This window comes from Rhizobium sp. LjRoot98 (assembly GCF_964252935.1).
Taxonomy (GTDB): Bacteria; Pseudomonadota; Alphaproteobacteria; order Rhizobiales; family Rhizobiaceae; genus Pararhizobium.
Genome location: NZ_CAXUPW020000008.1, coordinates 150,539 through 168,516 on the forward strand (window position 1 = coordinate 150,539; position 17,978 = coordinate 168,516).

A 17,978-nucleotide genomic window follows, 5' to 3' on the forward strand; every position below is an offset into this window, starting at 1 on the left:
TTGATATGACCGCTGACGAAAACGGGACTGCCGCTCCCGAGGCTGGCTCCAACGCTCCTCTCGATGGGCGCATCGACGAGACCCCGGCTCAACGGCCTGCTTCTCGTCCTGCCCGTCTCGATGGTCCTGGCGTCCATGTCCACGGTGGCGTCGAGGCTACCGGCTCCGCCAATACGCGGCGTGCCTATGCGAGTGATTGGAAGCATTTTTCCGCCTGGTGCCGGCGCCAGTCACTCTCTTCCGTTCCCCCGGAGCCGCAGAATGTCGGGCTATACCTCTCCGCTTGTGCCTCCGGTACTGTTGGTGGGAATAGAAAGCCAAACTCGGCTTCGACGATCGAGCGCCGGCTTTCCTCCTTGACCTGGAATTACGCCCAGCGCGGTCAATCGCTCGACCGCAAGGACCAGCATATTGCGGGGGTAATGGCTGGCATCCGCAACAGCAATGCACGGCCGCCGATGCAGAAGGAAGCGGTGACGCCGGAAGACATCAGCGCCATGCTTGAGACGCTCGACCGGGGAACGCTCCGCGGGTTGCGGGACCGGGCGATGCTGCTGATCGGTTTCGCTGGCGGCCTTCGCCGCTCGGAAATTGTCGGGCTGGATGTCGGGAAGAACCAGACGGAGGACGGCCGTGGCTGGATCGAGATTCTCGACAAGGGGCTGATTGTCACTTTGCGGGGGAAAACCGGTTGGCGTGAAGTTGAGATCGGCCGCGGCTCGTCTGACGCCGCCTGCCCGGTCGCCGCGCTCGGTACGTGGCTGACCCTGTCGCGCATCGCGCACGGCCCTCTTTTCCGGCGCATAACCGGTCAAGGCAAAGCCGTGGGTGCTGACCGGTTGAATGATCAGGAAGTTGCCCGCCTGGTCAAACGCACGGCGCTGGCTGCCGGTGTCCGCGGAGATCTTGCGGAGGGCGAGCGGGCACTCAAATTCTCCGGCCACTCGTTGCGTGCCGGACTTATTTCCTCGGCTGAGCTCGATGAGCGCCCGGTACAAAAATAACTCGGCCGGGCCTCTGTCGAAATGACCCGCAAGCATCGGCGCCGCCGTGACCGGTTGAGGACAACCTGACGACAGCTACTGGCTTTTGAACGGCTGTTGCGACGTCACGGAAGGCCCGGAGAGCAAGTCTGATTGGGGCAGATTCTCTTGCTCGAATTGCGACGCAGACATCTCCTGACGAAGCGCGAGGAGGAGGAGGACCGGCGGCTTGCCGGTTGTCGCAAGCAAGGTGCGAAGCTGGCCGACCAACTTCACCACCGATGGGCTCCAACTGTGTTACTGGCTTCGGCGTCGCAAGATTGACTGCAAGTCAACCGCGCTTCAAGGCGTCGAGCGGATCGCGTTGTGATGTGCAGGATGACAAGTGCGAATGAACCTCTGGCGCTACAAGCCCGGATTCTTCATTTAGCAGCTGGGATCAGAAAGGACGATTCCCGTAGGGTGACGGCGTTCCGTGAAGACTAGCATTCGGCGCGCTATCCTTACTTGATGGCCTGCACGCGAAATTCGGAATGGCGAACTGTCTCTGGTCAGACGTTTTATCCACTGTCATTTAAAGTCACCTTCTGCGGTAGAGTAAGCGGCGGATGAAGCCGGGAAACTCTCCTTCCGATTTTGCAGAAGTTGTACATGTACAACACACCCGGCCCGTCATCTTTGGTTATATTCCGGGCGAAAACGAGCCATCAAATTCGTATGCCGAGTGCCGCCGTCAACAGCGTCTGGTGGGCATGGCTGAGGACTATGGGACCATCGGCCGGAGGGCGCGGGCCAATCGGGGAATCGTGGTTTTTGGACAATTGAAGGAGAGGGAGGGCAGGCGACAGGCCAGTGCATATTCCGGGGGAAACTCGCGGTTCGAGCCAACCAGCTATCGCGTGGCGGCGAGTTGTACATGTACAACGAAAAATGTCCCGAGTCGTGATGCTGTTGGTTAATCTCCTGTTAACGAAAAAGACTTTGCCACGCCGGATAGAATCGGGCCTAATGAGATCAGCGCATTTTGAGCGCTTATTAAAAAATAAGCGCGGATTGAGTCGGGGACAATATGTTGAACATCGCAGGCAATAAAAATGGTGAGAGCCTGCGCTCTCTGATCTCGTCCGACGCCGAGGAATTGTCGCGCCAGCTGCAGGCACACCAGCAGCGAACATTCCCGCCTACTGCTCAAAAAAGCATTCGCCAATTCACGCCTGCCGAAGCCGCCGATTTCATCGGTATTCACCAGGGCTATCTTCGCCAGATCGTTGCGGATGGACATGGTCCCGAACCGCTGGCGAATGGCCGCCGTCAATATTCGGTTCAGGATATCGAGAACCTTCGCCATCTTCTTGATGATGGAGGGAAGGGGCCTCGCAAATATGTCCGCCATCGCCGTGACGGCGAAAAGCTCCAGGTCATCTCGGTGATGAACTTCAAGGGTGGCTCCGGCAAAACCACCACGTCGGCGCATTTGGCGCAATTTCTTGCTCTGCGTGGCTATCGGGTTCTCGCGATTGACCTTGATCCGCAGGCGTCACTATCGGCACTGTTCGGTCATCAGCCTGAATTCGACGTCGGAGAGAACGAGACGCTGTATGGCGCCATACGCTACGACGGTGCGAGGCGGGACGTAACAGATATAGTCCGGGCGACCTATACGCCCAATCTCCACATCATTCCGGGCAATCTGGAACTGATGGAGTTCGAGCATGAAACACCCAAGGCTCTTGCCGGCCGGCACAAGACAGACTCCATGTTCTTTGCCCGCATTGGGGAATGCCTTGCCGAGATCGAAAGCGCCTATGACATCGTGGTGATCGATTGCCCGCCGCAGCTCGGATTCCTGACGCTATCGGCGCTCTGCGCAGCCACGGCGGTTCTCATTACTGTGCACCCGCAGATGCTGGATGTCATGTCGATGAGCCAGTTCCTGCATATGACCGGTGACCTTTTGTCGGTTGTCGAAGAAGCCGGTGGCTCGATGGACTACGACTGGATGCGATATCTTGTGACGCGTTATGAGCCGAACGACGGACCGCAATCTCAGATGTCTGGGTTCATGCGCTCCATCTTCGGAAACCGGGTTCTGGAAAATTCGATGGTCAAGTCGACGGCCATTTCGGATGCGGGGCTGACCAAGCAAACGCTATACGAAGTGGACAGGAACCAGTTCACGCGAGGCACATATGACCGTGCGCTCGAATCCCTCACTGCCGTGAATACGGAAATAGAGGATCTCATCAAGCGGACATGGGGAAGGAAGTAATTCATGGCCCGTAAGAACGTTTTCAACCTGATCGAATCGGATGTGACCTCGGCCGTGGAGAATGAGCCGGCGTTCACAAATTCCCGTCCGCTCGCAGGCTTTGAAAAGCCGTTGAAACGCGCAAGCCCCGTCGGGGCGATATCCCAGTCGCTCGGAGGCGTTCATGAGAAGGCGCAGCGCGTCGATGCGCTGGAGAAGCAGCTTGCCCAAGGACAGGCGATCGTTGAACTGGACACTTCAGTGGTGGACAGTTCATTCGTTGTCGACCGGCTCGGAGTCAGTTCCGAGGATCAGGAGCTTCTGATTTCGCAGATTCGTGAACACGGGCAACAAGTCCCAATTCTTGTCCGTCCGCATCCAGAGAGGGAAGGGCGCTTTCAAGTTGCCTATGGCCACCGGCGGCTTGCCGCCGTCAAGACTATCGGCGGCCCCATCCGCGCCGTTATCCGCGACCTGACGGACGAACAGCTGGTCGTCAGCCAGGGGCAGGAAAACAACGCCCGCACAGACCTGACATTTATCGAGCGGTCTTTCTTTGCTTCACGCCTGGAGGAACGAAACTTCAGCCGCGATGTGATCATGTCTGCACTGGGGGTCGATAAAGCAGCCCTTTCACGCATGATCGCGCTTGTGAACCGGCTTCCGGCTGAACTGATCGAGGCGATCGGTGCCGCTCCCGGTTTTGGCCGAACACGCTGGGCCGAGCTTGCCGATCTGATCGAAGACAAAAGCCGGAGAGAAAAAGCCCTCGAATCGCTTCTCGCTCCTGGCTTTGGCGACCTGACATCCGATGCGCGTTTCCAGGCGGTCTACGACCGGCTGCGAGAGAGCAAGGATAAGGCACGAAGCGCTTTCTGGAATGCCGGCACGCAGCGGAAGGCCGTGAGAATATCCGAAACGGGCGACGCATTGAAACTCGTGTTCGACAAGACGGTAGAGCCTGATTTCGGCGCTTATGTCGAAGGTAAGCTCTCCGCGCTTTATGCAGATTTCGTACAATCGAAAGAGACAACAGGAACAGGAGACTGAACCGCAAAAGAAAAAGGCCCCCAAACGTTTCCGTCGTGGAAGCCCTTCTCTGAAGTTTCGCAGCTAGAGAATCACATTTTCACGAATCATAGTCAAGAGTCTTTGGCATCGTTTTGGTGAGCAGATTTCTTTTGCCTGTTACAAGGTGAAGAAAATGCAGGTTGGAAGTGTGACGACGCCCTTTGGGCGGCGGCCGATGACGCTTGCCATGGTGGCAAATCAAGTTTTAGGCCAGGAATTGGAGCCGGAAAAGTCGGCCGACAAATGGAAACTCTATCGTGCTTTGTGCGAGGCAAAATCGCGCCTCGGCGTAACAGACCGTGCTTTGGCCGTTATGAATGCTCTTTTGAGCTTTTACCCGAAGAATGAGCTGTCGGCGAACAACGGCCTGGTCGTGTTCCCGTCCAACACGCAGCTCTCGCTGCGTGCGCATGGAATGGCCGAGCAAACACTGCGCCGGCATCTGGCGGTTCTCATCGAGGCGGGACTTCTGTCGCGCAAGGACAGTGCCAATGGCAAGCGCTATGCACGTCGTGACCGGGCAGGGGCGATCGACGAGGCTTTTGGCTTTTCACTGGCACCGCTACTGGCGCGGGCAGACGACATCGAGCGTCTCGCTGACGAGGTTGTTGCCGAGCGGCTTCATATCCAGCGGCTACGTGAGCGATTGACCATCTGCAGCCGTGACGTATCGAAATTGATTGAGACTGCTCTGGAAGAGGGCGTCCCGGGCGATTGGATGACCACCCATGTACATTACAGAGCCCTCCTGACAGTACTCCCACGCAAACCGACGGCCGTGGAACTGACCGTGGCGCTGGAGCAACTTGGGGCATTGAGGGACGAAACGGCTAACCAGCTGGAAATGCGAATTAATAGACAGAAAATAAGCGGCAATGCCTTACAGAATGAGCGGCACATACAGAATTCAAATCCCGACTCTATTTCTGAATCTGAACCTGCTATCAGAAAAAAGCAGGGTGAAAATTCAATAAATCATCGGCAACAGCCGCGCGAGCCGATAAAGGCATTCCCGCTGAACATGGTGCTGACGGCATGCCCGGAAATCATCATGTACGGGCCGGGCGGGGGCATTTCCAGCTGGCGTGATCTCATGAACGCCGCTGTGGTCGTGAGATCCATGCTCGGCGTCAGTCCGAGCGCCTATCAGCAGGCTTGCGAAATTCTTGGCCCTGAAAACGCAGCGGCGGTCATGGCGTGCATTCTGGAGCGGGGTGGCCTGATCAATTCGGCAGGAGGCTATCTTCGGAATCTAACAGGCAAAGCTGAAAAGGGCGAGTTTTCGCTGGGTCCGATGTTGATGGCGCTGATGCGGGCAAATGCTCCCGGAGACCGGAAGGCTGGGTAGGCAAAGTCGTGTTATTTGACTGTCGGCGGTGGCGTTGCTGTCTAAGCCGGCCTGCGCAGACGGGGCGCTTGATCGTCTATAGGAGGTGGCGAATGGAAATCCTCAGGAGGGGCTGGGCGCCCGACATGAAACCCCTGGACCTGGTCGATGCGGAATTCGCGCATAAGCTCAAGCTGCTCATCCGTTTCGACGCCTTCGACCAGAATTTTATGTCCCCGATTGCGAACCAACCCGATAATATCCTGCAGCATGGCCTTACCTCTCGGAGTGCTGCTGTCGTGCAGAAACGAGCGGTCGATCTTGACGGTGTCGAAATCGATCAGGCGAAGCCAGGAAAGGCCGGCAAAGCCTGTGCCGAAATCATCAAGCCAAATTCGAATGCCCAGCATCTTCAAATCACTGATGCAGCGCAGGATGTCCGAATTCATTTCCATTTCGAGACCTTCGGTGATCTCAAAGGCGAGCCGCCCGCCGGCAACGCCGGTCTCGCCAAGGATCGCAGCGACGGATGTGGCAAAACCCGGTGTCTTCAGCTGAATAGGCGACACGTTGACGCTGACGACACGAACGTGATTGTCGATCAGCAGTTCGGCGCAGACTGTCCGGATCGCCCAATATCCAAGGTTCAGGATGGCCCCCGTCCGCTCCGCTATCGGGATAAACAGGCCGGGAGAAACCGCGGTTCCGTCAAGCATCGTCAGGCGCATAAGAGCCTCGACGGCTTCAACGCGGCCGGACGAGACATTGCGGATCGGTTGATAGACCAACGATACGAGGTTCTGGCTGATGGCAATTTTCAAGAGAGCCGCGATATTTTCGCTTTCATCACTGCTATGGGGATCATTGGGGTCGAACAGCTTGGCGCAGTTGCGGCCGCTCGCTTTGGCACCGTACAGGGCGCGGTCGGCCTCATGGATGATCTTTTCGAGCTTCGTGCCGGCCTGGCTTCGCGTAAACGCAGCCCCGACACTGACCGTGACGATCGACATGCCATCGCGGCGCTGCTGGTGCAGCAGACCCATGTTTTCGACGGTCCGGCAGATGTTTTCCGCCAGTTCTGAAACCTGCTCCAGCGTTTCCACACGCGCGAGCACAATGAACTCCTCGCCGCCATAGCGCCCGATCGAGCCGTTATGCTGCTTGATCGAATCGGCAAGGGCATCGGCAACCAGGATGAGGCAACGATCGCCTTCCTGATGGCCATAGCAGTCATTGTACTTCTTGAAGAAATCGACATCGATGAGGATTGCCGCAAAACTGGTGCCGTATTTCTGCCAGCCGCTCCAGTAGTCCCTCAGCCGTTGATCGATGGCACGGCGGTTTTCCAGTCCGGTCAGCGGGTCGGTATTCGACAGTCTAAGTAAGGCATCGCCTCGTTCGGACGCCTCCTTTTGCTGAACCTTTGCCTCAAGGGCGTTCAGGAAGACCTTGTAGCGTTCTCTGTTCAGCTTCCAGTTGACGTAGGAGGTGAAGACGAAGCAGGAGATGCAAAATGTGCCGAATGCGAGCTTATAGGAAGGATCTACCACCGGAAATGACTGCAATGCGGCCAGGAAAATAAGAAGAATGACTGCCGATGCGATCAGAGAAAGGCGGAACTGGAAGCTGAAGAACAGATTGACGCTCATCATGAAGATCGCGCCGAAGACCATGTAGTAGGAAATGCTGATGGTGTCCGCGGTCATGAGCGACGGATACAGCCAACCGGCATAGGCAACGACAAGGCCGGTTGCACAGGTCGTATCAATGATATCTGCGCTGGCATTCCAGCGGACCTCGGCTTCCAGCAGGAAGAAAGCAATCGTCCCGATGACGAAACGGGATGCGATTACGTATTTGGCAACGTCTGGAACGAGCAGGATGTCGGTAATGGAAAACAGCAGGTAGACCGCAATCGCGATCCACATTCCCTGCCGGGTATCGTGGCGCCGCGTGCTCTGGCCTTCTTCACGGTAGAGTGTGCGAAGCTCCGCCGATGCCGGTCTCGGCGGCTCAGCATTGAGATCAATCTCCACTACATCGGCCAGCGTGTGCTTCATGCACGTTCCATGGGGTTGCGTCGCATCCTTCCACCCTTGAACTGCCCTTATCGGTACTGCCACCACCCGATGCATATGCACGCGCAGGGCAGCGAGGCAGCCCAGCAAGAAAAGGCAGCACTTTTCGGCACAATATTGGACGTACATTAAGTTTTCCTGAATTTGCCGAAGGTTAGCGGGTCGGTGCGGTAAACCCAACTGATACGCGAGCGCGTTAACCATGCCATGCGGATACGTGCAATTTCGATTGGCACTGCACTCGTTTTTCCCCATAATGTTAATGATCTATTAACGCACGAGGCTCGAGTGACCCAAATCAAGATAGCTTTTGACGGCGAAAGCCTAATCACCCCTGCGGCGATAACCTCTGAACTATCCTCCTCCCAAAACGAACTTCACTATGAGCAACTGGCCACTGGCCGCGTAGAGGTTGCGCTTGCGCTGAAAATTGCGCAGCAACAGATCCAGGAGGATCAAAATCCGGCGTTGATCATCCATCGTCTGATCGGCGTACTTCACGAAACGCGCCGCCGATATCATCACAATGTCTGGCAGGAATTGATCCCGATCGTTCAGAATCATCCGGTCGCGGATTTCTTCCATCAGGATCCCTTCACGCGCTGGTCCTTCGTGAAGCCCCGTGGCTATTCCGGTGATGCGCAGCTGATCGATTTCATCTATGGGCACCCGAGCGTTGCGGACGAAATCGCCAAGGCGTCGCCGCTGGGCAAGGAACTCTATGGCTATACCAGCCAGTCCCCTTCGCCAGTTGCCGTGCGCGAACGGCGCGATCTCCTAACGCGCTATGTGGATGAAATCGCAACAGAAAAAGGTCCAGAGACCGAAATCCTGACGGTGGCAGCTGGCCATCTTCGCGAGGCCGATAACTCCGTCGCTCTGCGGGAAAAGCGGATCAAGCGTTGGGTGGCCCTGGACCAGGACCCGCTTAGTGTTGGTTCGATGGTCCGTGACTTCAACGGCACATGCGTCGAGGCGATCGACGGCTCCGTTCGCGGCCTGCTGACGAAATCGCACAAGCTTGGCAAGTTCGACTTCATCTATGCGGCAGGTCTCTATGACTATCTCGCCGACAAGGTGGCGATCAAGCTGACGCAGACCTGCCTGGATATGCTGAAGCCGAACGGCGTGTTTCTGTTCGCGAATTTCTCGCGCGACGTCGATGACGACGGCTATATGGAAACCTTCATGAACTGGGCGCTATTGCTGCGTTCGGATGTGGAAATGTGGAACATCATCAATGCCAGCGCCGACCGTAATTCGGTCGAGGCGCGCGTGGAATTCGGCGAAAACCGGCACATCGTTTACGGCATCATCCGCAAACGCAGCTAAGGTTTGAGGGGGCGGGATAACCGCCCCCAGCCTCTCAACCTTTGAACAGATACTGCTCAATCGAGGCCGGCTTCATCTCGATCGAGAATCCTGCGGCCTTGGGCGGCATATAGGCTGCATTCTCGATGATGCAGGGCTCCAGAAAATGTTCGTGCAGGTGGTCAACATATTCGATCACCCGGCCATCCTTGGTGCCGGATACGGTGATATAGTCGATCATCGAAAGGTGCTGGACATATTCGCAAAGGCCGACGCCTCCGGCATGCGGCCAGACCGGCAGGTCATATTTGGCTGCAATCAGAAGAACCGCCAGCACCTCGTTCAATCCGCCCATACGGCATGAATCGATCTGGACGATGTCGATCGCGCCCTCGGCGATGAACTGCTTGAACATGATGCGGTTCTGGCACATCTCGCCGGTCGCGACCTTGACGGCGCCAATGCCGGCGCGGATCTTGCGATGCCCGGCAACATCGTCGGGGCTGGTCGGCTCCTCGATGAAGAAGGGCTTGGCGAATGCCAGCTTGTTCACCCAGTCGATGGCCTCATTGACTTCCCAGACCTGGTTGGCGTCAATCATCAGATAACGATCAGGACCGATGACTTCACGGGCGATGCGCAGGCGGCGGATATCGTCCTCAAGATCGCGGCCAACCTTCATCTTGACGTGGTTGAAGCCTGCATCGATCGCTTCCTGGCAAAGGCGGCGCAATTTCTCGTCGTCATAGCCGAGCCAGCCGGCGGATGTCGTATAGCAGGCGTAACCTTCGGCCTCGAGTGTCGCGATGCGCTCTGCCTTGCCGGTTTCGGCGCGCTTGAGGATCGCGACGGCCTCGTCGCGGGTCAACACATCGGTCAGATAGCGATAGTCGACGATGTCAGCGATCTCTTCGGCCGGCATGTCGGCAATGAGACGCCAGACAGGTTTTCCCGCCTGCTTGGCGAGCAGGTCCCAGACCGCATTTACGACGGCGCCGGTGGCAAGATGCATGGCGCCCTTGTCGGGTCCGATCCAGCGCAACTGGCTGTCGCCGGTCAGATGCCGCCAGTATTTGCCGGGATGAGCGAGGACGTCAGCAAGTTCGGTCCCGACGACCAGGTGCTTCATCGCATTGATTGCCGCGCAGCAGATCTCGTTGCCGCGGCCGATGGTGAAGGTCAGGCCGTGACCCGAAAGCCCATCCGTGTCGGTGTCGAGAATGACGTAGGCGGCGGAGTAATCCGGATCGGGGTTCATCGCATCCGAACCGTCAAGGCTTTGCGAGGTGGGGAAGCGAAGGTCGAACACGCGGAGATCGGTGATGCGGGTCATGGGTTTGCTCCGAAAAGATATGGCGGCAGGCTGTCGTCGTGGGATTTCGAATTGGCCGGCGTGGCAAGGTGCTACGCCGGCCAAAACCTCAGATGTCTGCCCGTGTTGTTTGCTTCTGGCTTCCCAGACCCTCGATGCCGAGTTCAACGACATCACCAGGCTTCAGGTAGCGCGGCGGCTTCATGCCCATACCAACGCCGGGCGGCGTGCCGGTGGAGATGATGTCGCCGGGATGCAGCGACATGAACTGGCTGAGATAGGAAACGAGGAAGGCGGCGCCATAGACCATGGTCTTCGTCGTGCCGTTCTGCACGGTCTCACCGTTGACCTTCAGCCAGAGCCCGAGGTCCTGCGGATCGACGACCTCGTCCTTGGTCACCAGCCAGGGGCCGATCGGGCCGAACGTGTCGCAGGATTTACCCTTGGTCCACTGGCCGGAACGCTCGATCTGGAAGGCGCGTTCGGAAACGTCGTGGACGGTGCAATAGCCGGCGACATAGTCGAGGGCGTCGGCTTCGGAGACATACTTTGCCGTCTTGCCGATGACGACGCCGAGTTCGACTTCCCAATCGGTCTTTTCCGAACCGCGCGGGATCAGCAGATCATCGTTGGGGCCGACAATAGCCGACGTCGCCTTCATGAAGACGACGGGTTCCGGCGGAACTGCCATGCCGGATTCCGCCGCATGGTCGGCATAGTTGAGGCCGATGCAGATGAACTTTCCTGTACCGGTAACGCAAGGACCGATGCGCGGCGTGCCAGAGACCAGTGGCAGGCTGACCGGATCGAGCTTTGCCAGTGCCGAAAGTGCCGCCGGATCGATATCCTTGCCGCCAATATCGGAGACGTGGCCCGAGAGATCACGGATCTGGCCGTTAGCATCGAGCATTGCCGGCTTTTCGGCGCCGGGTGCGCCATAGCGAAGAAGTTTCATAAGCGTGTTTCCTGTTTCAAGGCGTCAGATCGTCCAGCCGCCATCGATGGCATAGGCTTGGCCGGTGGTGTAGGTCGCGCCGGCGAGATAGACTGCGAGGTCGGCGATTTCTTCCGGTGTGCCGAGTCGGCCCATCGGCTGGCGGGCGATGAAGGCGGCGCGGGCGGTATCATAGTCGCCCTGCGAGCGCATGCGCTCCTGCAGTGAGGGGCTTTCAACCGTGCCGGGGCAAATGGCATTGCAACGAATGCCCTGCGCAACATAATCGGCGGCAACGGCCTTGGTCAGGCCGATCACGGCAGCCTTGGTGACGCCGTAGGCGAAGCGGTTGGGCACGCCCTTGATGCTGGAGGCGACCGACGACATGTTGACGATCGAGCCGTCGCCGCGCGCCAGCATGCCCGGAAGCACGGCGCGGATGGTGCGGATCATCGCCTTGACGTTGAGGTCGAAGGCGAACTCAAGGTCGCTATCCTTCATCTCCAGAACAGAGCCGCCGTGAACGACACCGGCGCAATTGAACAGTACATCGATGTCGCCGATTTCGGCAATCAATGTCGAAACGGCATCAGCTTCCAGAACATTGAGAATGTGGGTGGAGATGCCCGGTTGCTTCGCCAGAGCGGCAAGAGCTTCGGCGTTGATGTCGGTGGCATGGACGATCGCGCCCGCCTTGGCAAAGGCGAGGGCGGACGCCTGGCCTATGCCTTGCGCTGCAGCAGTGATCAGGACTTTCTTGCCGGTCAGATTGGCGGTCATGTCATTGGCCTCTTTTAGGTTTTCTTGCGTTCGACGATCAGAATGTGGTCGGCGGCGAGCACGACTTCGTCGCGTTGGTTGATGACTTCGCAGCGTTCAATGACGCGGCCGGATGCAGGCCGCTTCGGGTCGTCATCCTTGGCCGCGATCGTCACGCGCGTGCGGATCGTATCACCAATGTGGACCGGACGGACAAACCGCAGCCGATCATAGCCGTAGGAAAATGCGACCGGATTGATCAGCGACGCGGTGAGGCCGACGCCGATCGAAAAGATCATCGTGCCATGGGCGATGCGCTGGCCACCCGGCAGGGTCTTGGCGAATTCGGCATCCATGTGATGCGGAAAGAAATCACCGGTATGGCCTGCATGCACGACGAAATCGGTCTCGGTGATCGTGCGGCCTGTGGTCAGCCGGACAGCGCCCAACTCATAGTCTTCGAAATGGATTGTCTGTTCGCTCATGGCTTACGTCCCGGGTAAGGGCGCCAGCGGCGTTGCCGGCTGCGCACTGGATTGATAGGCGGCTTCGACCAACGCCATGGTCTGCCAGGCATCCTCGACGGAGCCGATCAGCACGTCGTCTTCGCCGGTAGCAAAGCGCTGCAGGTTGGCCATGCGATTGGCGAAAGCATCGGGAAACCATGCACCTTGCAGCGGCACGGAAACCCATTCGTCGCCCCCGGCCGGGCGGATCCAGAGTTCGTCCGGCTCGCCGCGCGGATAATCGAGATTGACGCCGAGTTTGATATAGGCACCACCCTTCGTACCAGAAATGCGGAACTCGCAGGCTTGGAACTTGCGGCCGAAATCATGGTCATGATTGACGGAGAGAACGCAGCGCAGCCTGTCACCATAATCAAGGATTGCGGCTGTGCGGGTCTGGGCAACATCATGGTTCGGATGACCGATCGTCTTGGCGTGGACGCCGAGTGGGTTGCCAATCAAACCACGGATGAAATCCAGGTAGTGGATGGAGTGCATGGCAATCTCGATGCGCGGCAGACCCTTGAGGAAAGGCCATAAGCCCCACGGTGTCGCCAGCGCCAGCCAGGCGTCGAAATCGACGATTTCGCCAATAAACCCGCGTTCGACGGCATCTTTGAGAGCCAGCATCATTGGCGCGAAGCGCAGCTGGAAATTGACGGCCGCTTTCAGCTGCCGCGCACGGCAAATCGCCAGAATTTCCGTTGCTGCCTCTAAATCTGAACCCATCGGTTTTTGAATGAGCGCGGCAGCGCCAACGGGCAATTTCGACAGTATCGCGGCATGTGTTGCGGGCGGCGTTGCGAGATCGAAGATTGCGTCTTTGACTGCGAGCGCGTCATCTTCTCGGGCAAAGGTGCGGATACCCCACGCTTCTGCCAATGCGCGAGCTTTCTCTGCATTGGGATCGTAGAGACCGGCAACCGGAAAACCGGCTTTCCTGTAGGCGGGTAGATGGGCATCGCCGACAATGCTTCCGGCACCGAAAATGACGATGGGGTGAGGTGCGACAGGCTTTGGCCACCATTGCCGCAGCGTTGCCGGATCGAAGTACTCAATCATGATGGAACACCTCTTCCATCATTGCCCACCACTCACCGTCCTTGCGGGTGGCAAGCGGCTTCTGGCAGGGCATGCAGACCGACCACCATTCCTGGTTTTTCGGATGCGCCGCCATCTTCGCCATATCGGCGTCAAAATCTGTCCCGGTATATTCCCAGTAGCCGAACAACAGATTTTCCGGCTCCTTCAGGAATATCGAATAGTTGGTGATGTTGCACTCGGAGATCAGGGCAAGGATTTCCGGCCAGACGGCCGCGTGCAGCCGCTTGTATTCTTCGATCTTCGTCGGTTCCAGCCCGATCACCATGCTCATGCGCTGCATCACCGCCTCCCGTCAGGCCCGGAATTCGCGGGTGAATTCTGTAACCGAGCGCGATTTGACGGCATCCCAATCCCAGGAAATGCCAATGCCCGGCTCGGATGGCGCCAGCGCCTTGCCGTCGACAATCTCCATGCGCTTGTCCGTCAGATCATCGAGCTGGGGAATATACTCGACATATTTGCCGTTCTGTACCGCGCAAACGAGGCTGACATGCAGTTCCATCAGGAAATGCGGGCAGACGGGAATGTCGAAAGCTTCGGCCGCATGGGCAACCTTCAGCCACGGCGTGATGCCGCCAATGCGGGCAACATCGACCTGGACGATCGAGCAGGCACCCTTCTGCATGTACTCGCGGAAATGCCGGATCGAATACATGGATTCGCCGACGGCGATCGGCGTGGTGGTCGAGCGCGACAGCCGGATATGGCCGTCGAGATCATCAGCCGGAAGCGGTTCCTCGATCCAGGCGAGATCAAGTTCCTGCAAGCGTCCGGCACGCCGGATGGCTTCATCGACCGCAAAGCCCTGATTGCAATCGGTCATGATCTCAAAGGCTGGACCGACAGCCGCGCGCACGGCCGACAGCCGCTCATAATCTTCCGAGCCGTGCGGACGGCCGATCTTGATCTTAGAGCCGGAAAAGCCCTTGGCTTTCGCCTGCAGCGCATCATCGACCAAATCCTGCTTGTCGATATGCAGCCAGCCGCCTTCGGTCGTGTAGAGCGGGCAACGGTCGCGGGCGCCGCCGGCGAGCTTCCACAGTGGCAGGTTCTGCTTCTTCGCCCGAAGGTCCCACAGGGCTGTATCGACAGCGGCCATAGCCAGCGCCGTGATCGGGCCGATCGTCGTGGCGTGAGTAGCAAATTCCATTTTATGCCAGATCGCCTCGATGCAATCGGCATCCGCGCCGATGAGCAGCGGCACGAGATGGTCGGACAGCAACCGCATGACCGACGAGCCGCCTGTGCCGATCGTGTAGCTGTAGCCGGTACCGGCCGCGCCGTCGGAATCGGTGATGGTGACGAAGGGCGTTTCCTGGCTGACAAAGCTCTGGATCGCGTCGGTCCGCTTGACCTTCGGCTGAAGGTCGACCATGCGCAGTTCGATTTTTTCAATACGGGCCATTACAGATTCCTCAGGCTACCAGGCTCTTGCCGGTGGTCAGGTCAAACAGATGCGCTTGCGAGAGATCGAAGCTCATCTTGATGCTCTGGCCGGAGGGCAGGGGGCGCGGATTGAGCATGCGCGATACCCAATCGCGGCCGTTGAAGCCAACAAAGACCAGTGTCTCATTCCCCAGTGGTTCGGTGATCGAAACCGGCAATTCCAGTTCCGCGACCGCTTCGGCATCACCGGAGTTCAGACCATGGCCGGCCGGAAAGAAATCGTCGGGGCGAAGGCCGAAGGTCAGCTTCTGACCGGAGGTCAGGCTCTGGCGGAATTTCGGCGGGATCGGCAAAGTGGCGCCGCTGGCGAAGACCAGTTTTCCGTCAGCGACCGTCACGTCGTCCATGTTCATCGGCGGCGAGCCGATGAAACCGGCAACAAACTTGGTCAGCGGGCGGTTGAACACTTCTTCCGGGGTGCCGACCTGCTCGATATGGCCATCGCGCATGATGACGATACGGTCGGACAGCGTCATCGCCTCGACTTGGTCATGCGTCACGTAGATCATCGTCGCCTGCATGCGGGCATGCAGCTTCTTGATTTCGGTGCGGACCTGCGTGCGCAGTTTGGCATCGAGATTGGACAGCGGCTCGTCGAACAGGAAGACGTCAGGACGGCGGACGATCGCCCGGCCCATGGCGACACGCTGACGTTGGCCGCCAGAGAGCTGCGAGGGGCGGCGTTCGAGCAGATGCGTGAGATCGAGGATGGCGGCGGCATCCGCTACCTTTTCCTTGATTTCTTCCGGTGGACGCCCGGCGATCTTCAGCGAAAAGCCCATGTTCTCGCCGACCGTCATATGCGGATAGAGCGCATAGGACTGGAACACCATGGAGATGTTGCGCGCACGCGGCGGCAGGTCGTTGACGACATTATCACCGATCTCGATCGTGCCGCCGCTGACATCTTCGAGGCCAGCGATCATTCTCAGCGTCGTCGATTTTCCGCAGCCGGACGGGCCGACCAGCGCGATAAACTCGCGGTCCTTCACTTCCAGGTCGATGCCGTGCACCACTTCCAGCGCGCCGTAGCGCTTGACCAGTTTCTTGAGACTGACGGGAGCCATGAAATTATCCTTTGACCGCGCCGAAGGTGAGGCCGGAGACGAGGTGTTTTTGTATGATGAAGGTGAGTGTCAGCGCCGGAATGATCATCACGACGGCGAGCGCACACATGCCACGCCAGTCGATGGTGAATTCGGCGGTATAATCGAGCAGGCCGACCGGCAGCGTCTTGGAATTCACCGAGCGGGTGATCTGCGACGCCAGCGCGTATTCGTTCCAGGAGATCAGGAACGCGAAGATGCCGGCTGATGCGATGCCGGGACCAGCCAGCGGAAATTCCACCTGCCAGAAAGCCTGCCAACGGGTGCAGCCGTCGATCTGGGCAGCTTCGGCCAGATCCTTCGGGACCTGCCGGAAGAAGCCGTCGATCAGCCAGATGGTGAAGGGCACGTTCAGCGCGACATAGGTGAGAATGAGCGCAAAATGCGTGTCGATGATGCCGGTGCGGGCAAAGATCATGAACAAAGGCAGCGACAGCGCAATACCGGGCACAGCGCGGGTCAGCATGAAGCCAAGGAAGATCGCCGATTTGCCCTTGAACTTGTAGCGGGCAAACGCGTAGCCACCGGCCATGCCGATGCCGAGCGCGATGATCGTCGATGTGATCGAAATAATCAGCGAGTTGCGGAAATAGGACCAGACCGGAATGCCACCCTGGCCGGCACCTGAAAACATCGACCGGTAAGCATCGAGCGACAGGTCCTGCGGGATCCAGACCGGTGGCTTTGCCATGATCTCCACGGTCGGACGCAGCGAGGACAGGATGATCCAGAAACCGGGCAGGCAGATGATCAGCATCGCCACGAACAGGGTGACGATATGGGCGAGCGAATAGAGGCGCTTGCGCAGACGATGGGACGAATTGATATCCATTACCACTCAGCTCCGATCTGCTGGCGCGCGGCTGCGAGCTTGCGGAAGAAATAGACGGTGAAGAGGATCGACAGCACGATGGCGAAATAGGCCATGGCGTTGGCCATCCCCATCCGGGCATCGCCATAGGCCGTACGGCCAACCAGCGTCCACAGGAGCTCGGTGCGCTTGGCAGGACCGCCGTCGGTCATGATCTTGACGATGTCATAGGCCCTTGCGACGTCGAGCGAGCGGATGGTCATGGCGATGAAGGCGAACGGCATCAGATAGGGCCAGGTCACATAGCGGAAGGTCTGCAATGGCGTGCAGCCATCGACGTGGGCAGCCTCGATCGGATCGCGCGGCATGGCGAGAAGGCCTGCCAGGATCAGGATGGCAAAGACCGAGGTGGACGACCAGACTTCGGCAACCGTGATCGAAAACAGAGCCAGATTGCCATTGATCAGCCACGGGATCGCCTGGTCCGTCAGCCCCAACGATTGCAGCGCATTGTTGATCAGGCCGATATTGTCATTGAACAGGAATTTGAACTGGAAGCCGACGAGTACCGGCGAAAACATCATCGGAAACATCATCAGGGTGCGCAACAGCCGTTGACCGCGCACGGCCTTGGAGACCAGCAAAGCAAGACCGAGGCCCAAAAGCATTTCGGCATTGAGCGCAATCGTCAGGAACAGAACCGTGCGGCCGAAGGCGACCCAGAAATCCCAGCTCGAAATGACGGTGATGTAGTTGCGCAGGCCGATGAAGACATAGAGCGATTCCGGCTTGGTCAGGCGAAACGGCGTAAAGCTCGAATAGAAGGAGAGCGCCAGCGGCACGACGACAACAGCCGCAAGAACCAGGAACGCTGGAAACAGCAGCAGCACTGGTGCCGATAATCTGGATAGTTTCATGTCGCGCCCTTTGATTTGCGCCGGAAATTGAAATGCGGCGCCACGGCAGAAGCCGTGGCGCCGCG

At 58.4% G+C, this 17,978-nt stretch carries 15 protein-coding genes and 1 pseudogene; 5 read left to right on the forward strand and 11 right to left on the reverse strand.

Annotated features, from left to right (window positions below; all coding sequences use genetic code 11):
- Positions 1 to 5: 5 nt before the first annotated feature.
- The 4 genes and pseudogenes from ACSQ3J_RS22820 to repC all read left to right on the forward strand — a co-directional run bounded on the left by ACSQ3J_RS22820 (position 6) and on the right by repC (position 5,650).
- Positions 6 to 1,093, forward strand: a pseudogene (locus tag ACSQ3J_RS22820) (tyrosine-type recombinase/integrase).
- Between the two features lie 959 nt (positions 1,094 to 2,052).
- Positions 2,053 to 3,252, forward strand: a complete 1,200-nt coding sequence (gene repA, locus ACSQ3J_RS22825) for a plasmid partitioning protein RepA (protein WP_060502306.1) — start codon at positions 2,053 to 2,055, stop codon at positions 3,250 to 3,252.
- Positions 3,253 to 3,255: 3 nt separating this feature from the next.
- Complete coding sequence (gene repB, locus ACSQ3J_RS22830; protein ID WP_060502305.1) at positions 3,256 to 4,281, forward strand: plasmid partitioning protein RepB; 1,026 nt, start codon at positions 3,256 to 3,258, stop codon at positions 4,279 to 4,281.
- A 154-nt stretch (positions 4,282 to 4,435) separates the two neighbouring features.
- Positions 4,436 to 5,650, forward strand: a complete 1,215-nt coding sequence (gene repC, locus ACSQ3J_RS22835) for a plasmid replication protein RepC (RefSeq protein ID WP_060502304.1) — start codon at positions 4,436 to 4,438, stop codon at positions 5,648 to 5,650.
- A gap of 41 nt (positions 5,651 to 5,691) precedes the next feature.
- Here repC and ACSQ3J_RS22840 read toward each other — a convergent pair whose 3' ends face one another.
- Positions 5,692 to 7,689 carry a putative bifunctional diguanylate cyclase/phosphodiesterase gene (locus tag ACSQ3J_RS22840; RefSeq protein ID WP_436040400.1) on the reverse strand — a complete coding sequence of 666 codons (1,998 nt, stop codon included), beginning with the start codon at positions 7,687 to 7,689 and terminating at the stop codon, positions 5,692 to 5,694.
- A gap of 306 nt (positions 7,690 to 7,995) precedes the next feature.
- Here ACSQ3J_RS22840 and ACSQ3J_RS22845 point away from each other — a divergent pair, with 306 nt between their 5' ends.
- Positions 7,996 to 9,039: a class I SAM-dependent methyltransferase gene (locus ACSQ3J_RS22845; protein ID WP_060502302.1), complete on the forward strand. Its 1,044-nt coding sequence runs from the start codon at positions 7,996 to 7,998 to the stop codon at positions 9,037 to 9,039.
- 34 nt (positions 9,040 to 9,073) lie between these two features.
- On the opposite strand, the gene ACSQ3J_RS22850 is transcribed toward ACSQ3J_RS22845, so the two are convergent.
- The 10 genes from ACSQ3J_RS22850 to ACSQ3J_RS22895 form a co-directional block, all read right to left on the reverse strand.
- Positions 9,074 to 10,351, reverse strand: coding sequence for an L-fuconate dehydratase (locus tag ACSQ3J_RS22850; protein ID WP_060502301.1), 1,278 nt, complete (start codon positions 10,349 to 10,351; stop codon positions 9,074 to 9,076).
- Between the two features lie 88 nt (positions 10,352 to 10,439).
- Positions 10,440 to 11,285, reverse strand: a complete 846-nt coding sequence (locus tag ACSQ3J_RS22855; protein ID WP_060502300.1) for a fumarylacetoacetate hydrolase family protein — start codon at positions 11,283 to 11,285, stop codon at positions 10,440 to 10,442.
- 24 nt (positions 11,286 to 11,309) lie between these two features.
- Positions 11,310 to 12,044: an SDR family oxidoreductase gene (locus ACSQ3J_RS22860; protein WP_060502299.1), complete on the reverse strand. Its 735-nt coding sequence runs from the start codon at positions 12,042 to 12,044 to the stop codon at positions 11,310 to 11,312.
- Between the two features lie 14 nt (positions 12,045 to 12,058).
- Entirely contained in the window at positions 12,059 to 12,508 is a 450-nt protein-coding gene (locus ACSQ3J_RS22865; RefSeq protein WP_060502298.1) for a MaoC/PaaZ C-terminal domain-containing protein, read from the reverse strand.
- Positions 12,509 to 12,511: 3 nt separating this feature from the next.
- Positions 12,512 to 13,591 (reverse strand): Gfo/Idh/MocA family protein, encoded by a 1,080-nt coding sequence (locus tag ACSQ3J_RS22870; RefSeq protein WP_060502297.1) that lies wholly within the window; start codon positions 13,589 to 13,591, stop codon positions 12,512 to 12,514.
- Positions 13,584 to 13,913, reverse strand: coding sequence for an L-rhamnose mutarotase (locus tag ACSQ3J_RS22875; protein WP_060502296.1), 330 nt, complete (start codon positions 13,911 to 13,913; stop codon positions 13,584 to 13,586). Before ACSQ3J_RS22875 ends, ACSQ3J_RS22870 begins: the two co-directional genes overlap by 8 nt.
- A 12-nt stretch (positions 13,914 to 13,925) precedes the next feature.
- Positions 13,926 to 15,038, reverse strand: coding sequence for a mandelate racemase/muconate lactonizing enzyme family protein (locus ACSQ3J_RS22880; protein WP_060502295.1), 1,113 nt, complete (start codon positions 15,036 to 15,038; stop codon positions 13,926 to 13,928).
- 10 nt (positions 15,039 to 15,048) lie between these two features.
- Positions 15,049 to 16,146: an ABC transporter ATP-binding protein gene (locus ACSQ3J_RS22885; protein WP_060502294.1), complete on the reverse strand. Its 1,098-nt coding sequence runs from the start codon at positions 16,144 to 16,146 to the stop codon at positions 15,049 to 15,051.
- A gap of 4 nt (positions 16,147 to 16,150) precedes the next feature.
- On the reverse strand, positions 16,151 to 17,017 hold the full coding sequence (locus ACSQ3J_RS22890) for a carbohydrate ABC transporter permease (RefSeq protein ID WP_037110175.1): 867 nt from the start codon (positions 17,015 to 17,017) through the stop codon (positions 16,151 to 16,153).
- A complete protein-coding gene (locus tag ACSQ3J_RS22895) occupies positions 17,017 to 17,913 on the reverse strand; it encodes a carbohydrate ABC transporter permease (protein ID WP_037110178.1) in 897 nt (298 codons plus the stop codon). Before ACSQ3J_RS22895 ends, ACSQ3J_RS22890 begins: the two co-directional genes overlap by 1 nt.
- Between the last annotated feature and the right edge of the window lie 65 nt (positions 17,914 to 17,978).

Excerpts from the sequence above, each read along its gene's own strand:
- ACSQ3J_RS22865 (WP_060502298.1), bottom strand. The coding sequence starts at position 12,508 with ATGAGCGAACAGACAATCCATTTCGAAGACTATGAGTTGGGCGCTGTC.
- repB (WP_060502305.1), top strand. The coding sequence starts at position 3,256 with ATGGCCCGTAAGAACGTTTTCAACCTGATCGAATCGGATGTGACCTCG.
- ACSQ3J_RS22850 (WP_060502301.1), bottom strand. The coding sequence starts at position 10,351 with ATGACCCGCATCACCGATCTCCGCGTGTTCGACCTTCGCTTCCCCACC.
- ACSQ3J_RS22860 (WP_060502299.1), bottom strand. The coding sequence starts at position 12,044 with ATGACCGCCAATCTGACCGGCAAGAAAGTCCTGATCACTGCTGCAGCG.
- repC (WP_060502304.1), top strand. The coding sequence starts at position 4,436 with ATGCAGGTTGGAAGTGTGACGACGCCCTTTGGGCGGCGGCCGATGACG.
- repA (WP_060502306.1), top strand. The coding sequence starts at position 2,053 with ATGTTGAACATCGCAGGCAATAAAAATGGTGAGAGCCTGCGCTCTCTG.
- ACSQ3J_RS22890 (WP_037110175.1), bottom strand. The coding sequence starts at position 17,017 with ATGGATATCAATTCGTCCCATCGTCTGCGCAAGCGCCTCTATTCGCTC.
- ACSQ3J_RS22855 (WP_060502300.1), bottom strand. The coding sequence starts at position 11,285 with ATGAAACTTCTTCGCTATGGCGCACCCGGCGCCGAAAAGCCGGCAATG.
- ACSQ3J_RS22875 (WP_060502296.1), bottom strand. The coding sequence starts at position 13,913 with ATGCAGCGCATGAGCATGGTGATCGGGCTGGAACCGACGAAGATCGAA.
- ACSQ3J_RS22885 (WP_060502294.1), bottom strand. The coding sequence starts at position 16,146 with ATGGCTCCCGTCAGTCTCAAGAAACTGGTCAAGCGCTACGGCGCGCTG.
- ACSQ3J_RS22840 (WP_436040400.1), bottom strand. The coding sequence starts at position 7,689 with ATGAAGCACACGCTGGCCGATGTAGTGGAGATTGATCTCAATGCTGAG.
- ACSQ3J_RS22870 (WP_060502297.1), bottom strand. The coding sequence starts at position 13,591 with ATGATTGAGTACTTCGATCCGGCAACGCTGCGGCAATGGTGGCCAAAG.
- ACSQ3J_RS22880 (WP_060502295.1), bottom strand. The coding sequence starts at position 15,038 with ATGGCCCGTATTGAAAAAATCGAACTGCGCATGGTCGACCTTCAGCCG.
- ACSQ3J_RS22895 (WP_037110178.1), bottom strand. The coding sequence starts at position 17,913 with ATGAAACTATCCAGATTATCGGCACCAGTGCTGCTGCTGTTTCCAGCG.